This window comes from Yersinia sp. 2553 StPb PI, from assembly GCF_052217105.1.
Taxonomy (GTDB): Bacteria; Pseudomonadota; Gammaproteobacteria; order Enterobacterales; family Enterobacteriaceae; genus Yersinia; species Yersinia enterocolitica_E.
In genome coordinates this window covers 1,797,768-1,808,500 of the sequence record NZ_JAZGPX010000002.1, presented here as the reverse complement: position 1 = coordinate 1,808,500, position 10,733 = coordinate 1,797,768, and the positions used below count along the sequence as shown (strand labels likewise).

The following is a 10,733-nucleotide window of genomic DNA, read 5'->3' as shown; positions in this document are numbered from 1 at the left end:
TTATTAATCCAAGAGCAGGAAGTATGCAGCAGATAAATCATAGCCAGATGACTATCTCCAGCGCTGAAATTGTTGCCCGCCGAGCACATACGTTGCATCGGGTCACGGTGTTTTCACCGGCACTGTGCCATGTCCGTCAGGGCAGTAAATTGGTGCAATGGGGGGCACAGGCTGCCAGTGCGGGGCAATCGTCGCTTATTTTGTTTCCTGCCGGTATCGAAGTCAGTATCGCGAATACCCCGGATCGGGGGCATTATTGTTCTGATATGGTCTATCTGCCGCAAAGTTTATTACGCCAGTTTCGCCACTGGTACGGTGCCTCTGCGGTGACGCCAGTGGCAACTGCATCGCTGTGTGTTCCTCTGGATAGCCATACCCGCCTTGCATGGGATAGCTTATTGCTCAACGTGAAGTGTCATGCGCCAGATGCGCTCTTACAGCATGCGGCGATGGGGGTTTTATTGGCGCTGCACTTGGCTGGACAGGCAGGGACGTTATTAATCGACCGACGAGATAAATGGGCGGAACAGGTACAACAAATTTTACTGCTCGATCCGGCGCGCAACTGGAGCGTGAGTGACGTCGCCCACTCTTTGCATATTGGGGATTCAACTTTGCGGCGCAAACTGATGCAAGAAGATCGTAGTTTTCGCGTGATTCTGGAAGAGGTTCGTATGGGGTGTGCATTAAATGCATTACAAACCACATCACTTTCGATTGGCGAGATCGCTGCACAGCACGGTTATATTTCACCGTCCCGCTTTACTTCACGTTTTCAGCGGCATTTTGGCTTAACGCCACGCCGATTACGCGAAGCAATCACGGCAGCCTAAGTATATCTATATAAAAACCTTACTCCCGTGCAGGGAGTAAGGTGATGATAATAAAACAACCGCTATAGGTGATGATGATGCCTTACTGATTACGGTTATCGTACAAGTAGCTTCTGCGCTTCTTCAAGATGAGATAGCCAATGGTCAGAATGACAAACCACAGCGGCGTCACTATCAGCGCTTGGCGGGTATCACTTTCCAAGGTTAACAGCACCAGGACAAAGGCAAAGAACGCCATACATACCCACGACATGAAAATACCAGCGGGCATTTTATAGATGGATTTCTTATGTAATGCCGGGCGTCTTTTGCGATACACCAGGTAAGAGCAAAGGATGATGGTCCAGACGAACATAAACAGAATCGCTGAAACTGTGGTGACCAGTGTAAACACCGTCATTACGTTCGGGATTAGGTAAATGAGAACCACACCACCTAGCAAACAGATACAAGAAAATGTCAGGCCGGATGCGGGGACGGAACGGCGCGACAGCTTACCAAATTGCTTTGGTGCATCACCTTCTTTTGCCAAACCGAACAACATACGGCTGGTGGAAAACACGCCACTGTTAGCTGACGAAGCCGCCGAGGTTAGGACCACAAAGTTGATCACACTCGCAGCGGCGGGTAACCCGACCAGAACGAATAACTCAACAAACGGGCTTTTATCGGCAACTACTGAACTCCATGGTGTCACTGACATAATCATAATCAATGAGAAAACATAGAACATGATGATGCGGATAGGGATGGAGTTAATAGCACGCGGTAATACCACTTCAGGATCTTTGGTTTCAGCGGCGGTGGTCCCAACTAACTCAATACCGACAAAAGCAAAAACGGCTATCTGGAAGCCCGCAAAGAATCCACTGATTCCTTTCGGGAACATCCCGCCATCATTCCATAAATGGGTAAATGACGCGGTGGTACCCGAAGGGGACTGATAGCTCATTAACACCATGGTTAAGCCGGCAAAGATCAGTGCCACAATTGCCACAATTTTAATCATGGCAAACCAGAACTCCATTTCACCGAACATTTTCACCGTGGCCAAATTCAGTGATAGCAACAGTAAAACCACTAGCAGTGAGGCAACCCACTGGGAGAAACCGGGGAACCAAAATTGGGCGTAAGCCGTGATGGCAACCACATCAGCGATACCGGTGATGACCCAACAAAACCAGTAGGTCCAGCCGGTGAAAAAACCAGCCCAAGGACCGAGTAAGTCGGCAGCGAAATCACTAAATGATTTATATTTCAGATTCGATAGCAGCAGCTCACCCATGGCCCGCATCACGAAAAACAGCATAAAACCGATTATCATATAAACGAAAATAATCGACGGCCCGGCAAGGCTGATGGTTTTACCCGATCCCATAAACAATCCGGTACCTATAGCCCCGCCAATAGCAATTAGCTGGATATGGCGGTTGGAGAGACTTCGTTGAAGGTGCTCTTCAGGTTCCGGCAACTGTTCTGCCACTATCTTGGATTGGTCTACCATCTTTCCCATTCCCTCTTCCTGTATTTGTGAAGTTGTTGAGCTCTATGTTGGCTCTTTGGTCTTAACCTGTCTGTCTGTCTGTCTGTCTGTCTGTCTGTCTGTCTGTCTGTCTGTCTGTTAGTTTTTTGCTATGTTTTAAGTACAATTTGCGAATTATTTAATATCTTCGCAACAATAATTGCACAATACGCCTCGTTTTCCAGTGTTTATATTTCACACACTGAATTTTGTTAAGTTCATCACAGCATCTGGAATTACAACATGAAGTCACATAACTAACAATAATCGTAAAGAACAGATGAATAATTAATCTCCAGAGAGGGATATAAACAGTATAAACAGAAAAATCCGATGAAATGTTTGACAGCCAAGGCTAACAGGAGAATAATTATCGCCGTTGGGTCGTTAGCTCAGTTGGTAGAGCAGTTGACTCTTAATCAATTGGTCGCAGGTTCGAACCCTGCACGACCCACCAACAAAATCAATCACTTAGAATTAACCTCTAATTTCAAATCTATTTCATGGGACATATTTGGGACACAATCATTAAATATTGCGTCTATTTGTCTGGCATGTTCATTTAAATGATTCGGTGAAAGATGGGCATATCTTTTCACCATTTCAATTGACTCCCAACCACCCATTTCTTGTAATGCAGAAATAGGAACTCCGGATTGAACTAACCAACTTGCCCATGTATGTCTTAAATCATGAAATCTGAAATTATCTATTCCGGCTCTTTTTAATGCCGAATACCAAGCTTTATTACTATCAACACGCAATTTCCTTATTTCTGGTGTTAATGACCCATCAGACCTATTTGATGCGTGAGTGTGAACAAACACATATTTGTTATGCTTTCCAATCTGCTCCCTAAGCACTTTTGCAGCTGTATCATTCAGGGCTACGCCAATAGCCCTGCCTGACTTACTATCTTCCGGGTTAATCCAGGCAACTTTTCTCTGCATGTCTATCTGTTGCCACTCCAAGTTGATAATGTTGGAGCGACGTAGTCCGGTAGAAAGAGCAAAACGAACCACAGACTTCAACGGCTCTGGGCACTCATTTATCAATCTGATCGCCTCATGTGGTTCCAACCAGCGAATACGCTTATTCTTCAGTTGTGGAACCTTAATGAGTGGTGCCTTATCAAGCCATTTCCACTCACGCTCTGCTGCTCTCATTATCGACTTAATCAACGAAAGGTGCGCTGCCTTTGTAGCCGTTGATGATGGCTTAGACTTGAATGGGGGCGGTTCCTTCCCTTTATTGGCTACTGATGTTGCCATTATCCGCCAGTTCTCTTCATGCCTTCGATTCGTCATTTTGCTGATCGCTGCGTATATTCTCGCCTCGGTAATATCCTTCAGCTTCATTCCCTCGAAATGTGATAACCAAAACCCCATAAGACTTTTATCTGTATCAAGAGATCGCTTTTCTGCCTTCTCTTCAATCCAGCGCAAGCAAGCCTCCTCAAACATGATTTCAGGCATTTCACCGAGTCGGTCTACGCGCCAATAATCAGACTTTAACTTGTCGTGCAGTTCCTGAGCCTGCCGCTTGTCTTCAGTTCCAAGTGATTCTTTAATACGCTTCGCACCCGGGATAGAGATGCTCGCGTACCATACCTTACCTCTGCGGAAGATTGACATTGTGATTCTCCTGTCGCATCTACCGCGCTCACTGCAACAGTGTGCAGGGGATTTTGTAGGGCGGCAATACATGCTTGGCGGGTTATGATGTACGGTGATTGTTTTGCTGATGTCTTACGGCTTGCGGTTAATCTTCCTGATTTAATCCACTGTGATAATGTTGGCCTTGATAACCCAAGGAATTCGCAAGCCTCATCGAATGTGAGACTGTATTTATCCATTTTGGCCTCTTATCTCTTTATCAATCTGACGAACGTAATAACTCAACCAGCGCTTAGCCGGGAAAGTGTTAGGGGGTAGGGCGGTGATTTTTTTTGCGTGGCGGTCGAGGATTTCGGTGATGAGCTTGTCGTGTTCTGAAAGTGGCTTGCCGTCCGTGGCTTCAATTATTTCTGTCCTACAACATCGTGGTACAGACCTGATAGCATTCTCTATTGTGGCTTCCATTTTGGCACCACCTCATCAACGGGAACCAATCTCCGCTCTGCAACCGTATCGACACACTCATCAAAGTCAGAGGTGTACGCATCGAGAAGTTGCTCGCGGTCCTGATATTTCTGCATGCCATCCCACCATAATTTCTGACCGGTACCGCGAACCACTGCCAGCCGCTTAGCCCAATGTGGAGCACCATAGAAATCACTTGGCGCACCTGATAACTGCATCCATTGCATCATCCGAACATCCCCCTAACAGCCTCAGTCTCAATTGTATAAATTGTTGCCAGCACCGCCCACGCGATGATGACGATAAAGAACCAGGCACCGTCTGATATTTTTGGTAGTTTCATGCTGCTTTACTCCCGTTAACTAATTTCATCGAGTGAGCAATTCTTGCTGCCGCAGTAGTCATGAAATCGGGGTCCATCTCAATTCCAATAAAGGAAAAACCATCAAGCAGTGCTGCCTTGCCCGTACTACCCGACCCCATAAATGGATCTAAAATCACACCATCTGCAGGAGTAATTAAGCGGCAGAGATAGCGCATTAGTTCAGTTGGTTTTACCGTTGGGTGGTTGTTTTTTGCTCCACCCGTACGCCCAGCACCAGCTCGCGGATCATTAATCCCTGCGCTTCCCTCGGCTCTACCTCCTGTCATTTCGCTAGCACTAACAGGAACAAACCTTTCCATTCCTTCATCACGCTCTGATTTGCTGACTTTTGCGCAGTAGAAAAATCTGGCGGCTGATTTGCTTATCTCAATACGTGCTGCATGCTCACGGGGTGCATTCATGTTTCCGTAACAAGTCTTTGCAGGGCGATCTCTTCCTGTCGTTTTTAAATCTCCTTGTTGCCCTTTTGCGTCCGGGAATGATGAAACAACCTCTTCGGTACCATCATGAATTATGTTTGCAGGCCACCGTCCAAGTTGGTCTGGTTTCCATTCTTCTTCATCAGGATTCTTATCATCACGAAAGTGGGATAATAGGCCGCCACTACCACCAGAAAGAGATTCATTAGTTGGGACACGACATAAATCTATTTGTAGTGCGCCGGTACCAAACTGATTAACATTACCTTCCACCGTCCCAATTAGCGGCTTACGTGCCATAACAATCGGCTCATGAGCCGGTTTTAACGCGGTACCAAGCCCAGAATTTTCACCAGTGAGATTTTTCGACTTAGGGAAGCCGCTTCCGTATATCCACATAAGCTGATCACGTATCTCAAAACCGGCATCTTCAATATTCACAACTAGCCTGTGATAAGTTCTTGATCCACCGAATGCCAGTAGATGACCACCAGGCTTTAATACGCGCAGGCATTCAGCCCATTGCGCAACTGTAGGAACCTGATAATCCCACTTGTTACCCATAAAACTGATGCCATATGGTGGGTCGGTTACTATTGAATCAACTGAGTTATCAGCCATATCCAGTAGAACTTGCTCGCATTTACCAACATGCAACTGATAACTCATGCCGCCTCCATTATCTTTCTCACTTTCGCTTTCACTGACTTCACCGTTTTAACTGGTGTTGGCGGGACAACTTGCCGCGGTACCGGTCTCTTTGATTTATCGCCGGTTCGTAGCCGCTGCTTTATTTTCATATCCCACACATACGCTTCTTTGTGGTCACGTCCGTCATCCGGCGCGCGGCCAATAGTCAGAATTAGTTCGCTGATATCGTCCATATCAACCTCACAGATTTAGAATGGTTTTTACATCATCCGGCTCGCAGCCAGACGACATGATATGAGTGCCTTCATGTAGCGACACCACAACATCGGCAGGCATGACGCCGTACCGTTTCCACAATCCCTGATGCAGAACTTGCGCTAATTCATCCGTGCTAACGCGACCCGCAGTGAAGTAAGCGCGGGGTAATTTGACGATGATTGACATAGGGACACTCCAGATAGTGAAATCCGTTTACTGAGAGTTCCGTGGTGGGGTTAAAACGAGTTACCGATACACTTCGCTGCACATGAGAACAGCGTTGGGACTGCGCTCTTTAATCAGCGTTGATATTTGCAAACATTCGGATTGAGTAGGGTAGATATCTTCGGTAACTGGTAGGGCATCACAGGCATCAAAGCCGCAGGAGCTGACGAGAAGAACAAAGCCGATTAGCATTAGTCCTCCGCTGGCTTGGCTGCTGTGAATAGCAGTGTTCCATATGGGACGCCACGCAAATCAATCAACAGCTTAATTTCTCGCTCACCGAATGCTTCAGGGTCGCCGAACTTCGATACAACCTCCGCAAACGTCGGCAACTGTTTAAGCGCTGCTATTTCTTCTTCCAGTCTGGCCCCGTACTTCACGGCTTTGTAGAAACGATTCCCGCTTTCATCAGCCCGCCGGCGTTCGGTATCCAGTTGCTCACGCAGTGATAGCAGTTCAGTAGCAAGACTTCTCGCGTAGTTCTGCCAACTTGATAAAAACTCAGAATCACAACATGAAGCACAAATACGCCCGCCATCAGCGTGCGGAACGGTCATTTTCGAATGGCTACAAAAATCACAACAGGCCACGACTGCAACATTCCAATCGCGACGAATTCGTACCGGTTGTTTACTCAGCATCTGCATTCCCACACACCAGATTGATTCCTTTTTTGGTCAATCGAACGCGATAATAGAGAGTCTTGTCGCGCTCACCGTCATTAACAAACTCAACAAAGCCCAGTCGAATTAGTGGTGGTATGCTTGGCGCGTTTACACGACGGGGCGCTGAATATGCGCGGTCAACTCGCATTTCATCACCTTTGCGACCATCGCCTCTCGCCAGGTAACCATTACCTATTCCCATTCGCCGTAACGTATAGATTTGGGTTTGAGATAGTTTCGGTTCATTCAGCATCTGCATTCCCCTCTATGCCAAACATTCGTATGACTTTATTCATGTTCTAGACCCACCTGTATTTTTGTCGCCATAGCCACGCCCAGATACTTGAGTGACGTTGGCATTTCCCCACATCTTTGGGCTATGCATCCTTGATGGGTAGTTAACGTGGTCCTCCTCAAGAAAGACCGAAACCCCCCAGCCTTTGGACGGTTCATTAATTATTTTTTTTGCGGATAATCCGCGCTTTTTGTAACTCTCAATCAAAAAATCAGCTTCACTTTCGGTCATATTTTCATGCTTGAACTCACTATAATTGCCAGCCATAAACCCTACTCCTCTACTGTGAAACCGGCTTTTTTGATATTTTGCTCGCAACGCCAAATTCCGAAGTTATAACCGGTGTCAAAGTCATTTCGCCAATTGTCGGGCCACATGTTTATGCAATCTTCCAGACCATCATCAGGTAATACGACAGGCACAAGTAGCTTCTCGCTTGCCGCTGATAACTCTGCTTCTGCTTTCTCAAGTTGAGATTTTATTTTTTGCAGATTTTCATATCTTCCAGCGGCGATTTTCTTCCACACTTTCAAGTTGTCAATTTCTTCCTGCGCCGCTTCCAGTTGGGCCATAAGTGCTTCCAAATCAGGCATTGGCACTGTTAGCTGGTCTGAGCCGTACGACTTGGCTATTTCAAACTTACTTTTAAGCCGCTCAATTCGTGCTTTGCTGGTTAGCTCTTCGATGCCATTCATCAGTTGTTACCCCTCAGGCTAGCGGCGAACTTAACAAGCTCATCACGTGGCACGGATTCAACACTTACACCGAACCTGTCACCATAAAGCCACGGTGCTTTCTCTGCTGCTAATTCAACACCCTGCGCCTTTATCTCGTTAAGCTCCTGAGTTGTGGTGGGCATATCTCGGAGTAAATCCTCTACAAGTTCGCCAACAATATCACCGTGATATGTAGTTATGTCGCTGCGGTGAATGTCGGTATAGTACCCTTCCACGGTGTGGTGATGCCCAGAGCCATATCCGTGATTAAATAGCGAAACGTAGAGTGTATTTTTCTCGCCAACCAATGCTTGATGTTTCTCATCCTTGAGAATAATTGCGTCGAATATCTCACTGGTATCACCGCTGTAATCGACAATTCCAAGTGCTGCTGCAATGCGAGCTATTTCTCTGCATGCTTTGTCATAATCAGTATTTTCAGACATAACTGTTTCCTCAGCAGATTGCTGTAATGGGGTGGGGGATTAGGCTGCTTTCTTGAGAGCAAGAGAAACTCCAAGAATTCTGGCTTTCTCTTCAATGGCTCGCTTTGTTCTTTCAAGTTTCTCTGCTATCAGTGCCGCGCTAAATACTCCTGCCACCTCTCTTATGAAATCCTTTTCATAATCTTCCCACGGCACATGTTTTCTTATTTTCATGACAGCCTCACATTGGAACTTCTTCCATTTCAGCCTTGCGGATGCCGTAGATGTCGGTAGCCTTTTCGAGTTGGTCGTGGTGGGCTGCAAGAACGTGCTGGGCGTACTTGAGGATCTTATCAAGCTCCACCACTGTTTTTGCGCTACTTGCCGCTTTGGTGAACTCAGCAAGCAATCCATCTGGCGTGCGCTCCTCAACTTTTACTGGCTTAACTTCCAGCTTTTTAACTCGATGTTCTGACCGCTTTCCACGCGAGGTAGTTAGCATTAGTGAGAAATCAGAATTGATATCGCTCATGGCTGAAACCTTGATCCCGCCAACAGCAACACCGCCAAATTTCACTGTAGAGTCACCGATTAGGGTTAGCGCCTTGCCAACCCACGAATGACCATCGTTTCCCCAGCCGCCGATAAGAACGCGCCGCATGGATTTTGATGGCTTATATGGTCTGCCGTCATACCCATCAAGATCGATGAATACCGGCTGCTCACTATTACCAGCGCGGACGGATTTGATTACAGCAGTGATACTGGAAGACTGAACATCCTCGAAATTGAGCTGGTCTGATTTCGGGATTATTGTTCGTGATAAGTCCATTAGATATATACCTCGTCGTCGAATTCCTCATCGAACAGATATGATGGGACATTGATTTCACTGGATGGAAGAACCATTCCCTCAGTTCGTAATGAATCATCAGCCAAGCACTCAACCAGCTTATTCATCGCCTCAAACATTATTTTCCTGCCAAGTTCTAACGAATCTTCGCCGATGTAATACATGCAGTTTTTATATGGCGGAGTATTTTCAAGAGCAAAAAAGCAGAACTGATTTAACTCTCGGCCAGTAACCAGTTTCAAAACGTAGAGATAAAAAGCCGCCTGAACATGGTAGTGATATTGCCCAAATGCCTGACTAAATCCGCGCTGACTTGCATCCCTGCAACTCTTCACATCCAGTGGGTAAGAGTGGCTATCCGATAGCCGGTCAAATCGACATTTAAGCTTCAGTCCAGTAACAGGGCACGTGGCGAACATGGAAACCTCAGACCGTCCGCTAGTGCTCATATAATCCATGAAGTCTTCATTTAGCTGAGCGGACCCAATCATTTTTTCCAGCGTGCCGACTTCGCTACCAATCAAGATTTTTTCAGCATCAGCCGGTAAAAGTGCTTTATATTCTTTCGATGCTCTGGAACTGATATCCGGTTTTAAAATGAAATCCCTTTCAAATACTTCAGGCTCAAGCAATGCTGCATGTATTGCTGTTCCAATCTGTGCCGATTTACTTCCTTTAAATGGGTTGAAATACAGATTGGCCGGGCTAACACTGATTGCTTTAATCGTCGTAGAACCTATCGCCTCATCCTTGTGATAGTCCTCGTTCGAGATGTCATAATAAATTCCTGTTTCCATCACGCTACCCTGCCATATAAGTTAGTTAAGGCCATGTAACCCTTATGCTCTGTCGCCGATTCAGCTTCCCGCTTACGTTGGTACAGAGCTTGCCAATAGGCACTATCTCGCTGATAGTCATGCAGGCAATCCGTGAACTCATCGCTTTCCATGAACTGCCGTTGTTTATCATCATCAGTCAGGCGTAAATTCATCCACGCCTTGCGAAATGCCGAGTCTTTAATACCTTCCATGTACTCACTGGCATATCTGTCAATAATGCTGCGCTCCTCATCGCTCAGCGCGTTGAGTGCCTTTTCTAAGTCGTTCATTTCGACCCCCGATAGAAGAGACAAAAGGCAACTTGCCACAGGTCGTTATTACCAACGCGGCGAGCATCAACCGCGAGCAATTGAAGTGCTTTTACGATATCCATTAAGGCTCACCTCGCTGGTTTAATGTTTTAGCAATCCAGAGCAGAAGCTCTATAAGTGGATTGCGTGGTGGTTCATCAGAGCAGCCCACGCAAGGCCACCCTGCACAAATTAGCTGTTGCATGGGTTGTTCCTAATAAAGTTTGTTTATTTTCGCCCACAGCAAAACACCGACAGTTGTCAGTTATTTACTCT

At 46.4% G+C, this 10,733-nt stretch carries 17 protein-coding genes and 1 tRNA gene; 2 read left to right on the top strand and 16 right to left on the bottom strand.

Annotation, left to right across the window (positions count from 1 at the left end; genetic code table 11):
• The first annotated feature begins 23 nt into the window (after positions 1-23).
• On the top strand, positions 24-833 hold the full coding sequence (locus tag V2A84_RS09720; protein WP_083159124.1) for a helix-turn-helix transcriptional regulator: 810 nt from the start codon (positions 24-26) through the stop codon (positions 831-833).
• Between the two features lie 82 nt (positions 834-915).
• On the opposite strand, the gene cycA is transcribed toward V2A84_RS09720, so the two are convergent.
• Complete coding sequence (gene cycA, locus V2A84_RS09715; protein ID WP_193784822.1) at positions 916-2,337, bottom strand: D-serine/D-alanine/glycine transporter; 1,422 nt, start codon at positions 2,335-2,337, stop codon at positions 916-918.
• A gap of 399 nt (positions 2,338-2,736) precedes the next feature.
• Between cycA and V2A84_RS09710 the strand changes: the two genes are divergently transcribed.
• Positions 2,737-2,812: transfer RNA gene (locus V2A84_RS09710), tRNA-Lys, on the top strand.
• A gap of 10 nt (positions 2,813-2,822) precedes the next feature.
• On the opposite strand, the gene V2A84_RS09705 is transcribed toward V2A84_RS09710, so the two are convergent.
• The 15 genes from V2A84_RS09705 to V2A84_RS09635 all read right to left on the bottom strand — a co-directional run bounded on the left by V2A84_RS09705 (position 2,823) and on the right by V2A84_RS09635 (position 10,436).
• A complete protein-coding gene (locus V2A84_RS09705; protein ID WP_442849124.1) occupies positions 2,823-3,983 on the bottom strand; it encodes a tyrosine-type recombinase/integrase in 1,161 nt (386 codons plus the stop codon).
• Positions 3,866-4,210: a helix-turn-helix domain-containing protein gene (locus V2A84_RS09700; protein ID WP_442848771.1), complete on the bottom strand. Its 345-nt coding sequence runs from the start codon at positions 4,208-4,210 to the stop codon at positions 3,866-3,868. The genes V2A84_RS09705 and V2A84_RS09700 overlap by 118 nt, the downstream gene beginning before the upstream one ends.
• A 210-nt stretch (positions 4,211-4,420) precedes the next feature.
• Entirely contained in the window at positions 4,421-4,666 is a 246-nt protein-coding gene (locus V2A84_RS09695; RefSeq protein WP_442848770.1) for a hypothetical protein, read from the bottom strand.
• 109 nt (positions 4,667-4,775) lie between these two features.
• Positions 4,776-5,909, bottom strand: coding sequence for a DNA-methyltransferase (locus V2A84_RS09690; protein WP_442848769.1), 1,134 nt, complete (start codon positions 5,907-5,909; stop codon positions 4,776-4,778).
• A complete protein-coding gene (locus V2A84_RS09685; protein WP_442825331.1) occupies positions 5,906-6,124 on the bottom strand; it encodes a hypothetical protein in 219 nt (72 codons plus the stop codon). The genes V2A84_RS09690 and V2A84_RS09685 overlap by 4 nt, the downstream gene beginning before the upstream one ends.
• 7 nt (positions 6,125-6,131) lie before the next feature.
• On the bottom strand, positions 6,132-6,335 hold the full coding sequence (locus V2A84_RS09680; RefSeq protein WP_145554894.1) for a hypothetical protein: 204 nt from the start codon (positions 6,333-6,335) through the stop codon (positions 6,132-6,134).
• Between the two features lie 230 nt (positions 6,336-6,565).
• Positions 6,566-7,015 carry a hypothetical protein gene (locus V2A84_RS09675; protein WP_442848768.1) on the bottom strand — a complete coding sequence of 150 codons (450 nt, stop codon included), beginning with the start codon at positions 7,013-7,015 and terminating at the stop codon, positions 6,566-6,568.
• Positions 7,005-7,292 carry a hypothetical protein gene (locus tag V2A84_RS09670; RefSeq protein ID WP_442848767.1) on the bottom strand — a complete coding sequence of 96 codons (288 nt, stop codon included), beginning with the start codon at positions 7,290-7,292 and terminating at the stop codon, positions 7,005-7,007. The genes V2A84_RS09675 and V2A84_RS09670 overlap by 11 nt, the downstream gene beginning before the upstream one ends.
• A 39-nt stretch (positions 7,293-7,331) precedes the next feature.
• Positions 7,332-7,601 (bottom strand): hypothetical protein, encoded by a 270-nt coding sequence (locus V2A84_RS09665; protein WP_442848766.1) that lies wholly within the window; start codon positions 7,599-7,601, stop codon positions 7,332-7,334.
• Between the two features lie 5 nt (positions 7,602-7,606).
• A complete protein-coding gene (locus tag V2A84_RS09660) occupies positions 7,607-8,029 on the bottom strand; it encodes a hypothetical protein (RefSeq protein ID WP_442848765.1) in 423 nt (140 codons plus the stop codon).
• The gene (locus V2A84_RS09655; protein ID WP_442848764.1) at positions 8,029-8,496 is read right to left on the bottom strand and encodes a hypothetical protein; all 468 of its coding nucleotides are present in this window, start codon (positions 8,494-8,496) and stop codon (positions 8,029-8,031) included. Before V2A84_RS09655 ends, V2A84_RS09660 begins: the two co-directional genes overlap by 1 nt.
• Before the next feature lie 39 nt (positions 8,497-8,535).
• On the bottom strand, positions 8,536-8,709 hold the full coding sequence (locus V2A84_RS09650) for a hypothetical protein (protein ID WP_155407349.1): 174 nt from the start codon (positions 8,707-8,709) through the stop codon (positions 8,536-8,538).
• Between the two features lie 7 nt (positions 8,710-8,716).
• Positions 8,717-9,307 (bottom strand): hypothetical protein, encoded by a 591-nt coding sequence (locus V2A84_RS09645; protein ID WP_442848763.1) that lies wholly within the window; start codon positions 9,305-9,307, stop codon positions 8,717-8,719.
• Positions 9,307-10,125 carry a PD-(D/E)XK nuclease-like domain-containing protein gene (locus V2A84_RS09640; protein WP_442848762.1) on the bottom strand — a complete coding sequence of 273 codons (819 nt, stop codon included), beginning with the start codon at positions 10,123-10,125 and terminating at the stop codon, positions 9,307-9,309. Before V2A84_RS09640 ends, V2A84_RS09645 begins: the two co-directional genes overlap by 1 nt.
• Positions 10,125-10,436, bottom strand: a complete 312-nt coding sequence (locus V2A84_RS09635; protein WP_442848761.1) for a hypothetical protein — start codon at positions 10,434-10,436, stop codon at positions 10,125-10,127. The genes V2A84_RS09640 and V2A84_RS09635 overlap by 1 nt, the downstream gene beginning before the upstream one ends.
• Between the last annotated feature and the right edge of the window lie 297 nt (positions 10,437-10,733).

What these genes read in the sequence shown, in the direction of transcription:
- V2A84_RS09645 (WP_442848763.1), bottom strand. Translation starts at nt 9,307, where the DNA reads ATGGACTTATCACGAACAATAATCCCGAAATCAGACCAGCTCAATTTC.
- V2A84_RS09635 (WP_442848761.1), bottom strand. Translation starts at nt 10,436, where the DNA reads ATGAACGACTTAGAAAAGGCACTCAACGCGCTGAGCGATGAGGAGCGC.
- V2A84_RS09680 (WP_145554894.1), bottom strand. Translation starts at nt 6,335, where the DNA reads ATGTCAATCATCGTCAAATTACCCCGCGCTTACTTCACTGCGGGTCGC.
- V2A84_RS09685 (WP_442825331.1), bottom strand. Translation starts at nt 6,124, where the DNA reads ATGGACGATATCAGCGAACTAATTCTGACTATTGGCCGCGCGCCGGAT.
- V2A84_RS09670 (WP_442848767.1), bottom strand. Translation starts at nt 7,292, where the DNA reads ATGCTGAATGAACCGAAACTATCTCAAACCCAAATCTATACGTTACGG.
- V2A84_RS09675 (WP_442848768.1), bottom strand. Translation starts at nt 7,015, where the DNA reads ATGCTGAGTAAACAACCGGTACGAATTCGTCGCGATTGGAATGTTGCA.
- V2A84_RS09695 (WP_442848770.1), bottom strand. Translation starts at nt 4,666, where the DNA reads ATGATGCAATGGATGCAGTTATCAGGTGCGCCAAGTGATTTCTATGGT.
- V2A84_RS09690 (WP_442848769.1), bottom strand. Translation starts at nt 5,909, where the DNA reads ATGAGTTATCAGTTGCATGTTGGTAAATGCGAGCAAGTTCTACTGGAT.
- V2A84_RS09720 (WP_083159124.1), top strand. Translation starts at nt 24, where the DNA reads ATGCAGCAGATAAATCATAGCCAGATGACTATCTCCAGCGCTGAAATT.
- cycA (WP_193784822.1), bottom strand. Translation starts at nt 2,337, where the DNA reads ATGGTAGACCAATCCAAGATAGTGGCAGAACAGTTGCCGGAACCTGAA.
- V2A84_RS09700 (WP_442848771.1), bottom strand. Translation starts at nt 4,210, where the DNA reads ATGGATAAATACAGTCTCACATTCGATGAGGCTTGCGAATTCCTTGGG.
- V2A84_RS09650 (WP_155407349.1), bottom strand. Translation starts at nt 8,709, where the DNA reads ATGAAAATAAGAAAACATGTGCCGTGGGAAGATTATGAAAAGGATTTC.
- V2A84_RS09640 (WP_442848762.1), bottom strand. Translation starts at nt 10,125, where the DNA reads ATGGAAACAGGAATTTATTATGACATCTCGAACGAGGACTATCACAAG.
- V2A84_RS09665 (WP_442848766.1), bottom strand. Translation starts at nt 7,601, where the DNA reads ATGGCTGGCAATTATAGTGAGTTCAAGCATGAAAATATGACCGAAAGT.
- V2A84_RS09660 (WP_442848765.1), bottom strand. Translation starts at nt 8,029, where the DNA reads ATGAATGGCATCGAAGAGCTAACCAGCAAAGCACGAATTGAGCGGCTT.
- V2A84_RS09655 (WP_442848764.1), bottom strand. Translation starts at nt 8,496, where the DNA reads ATGTCTGAAAATACTGATTATGACAAAGCATGCAGAGAAATAGCTCGC.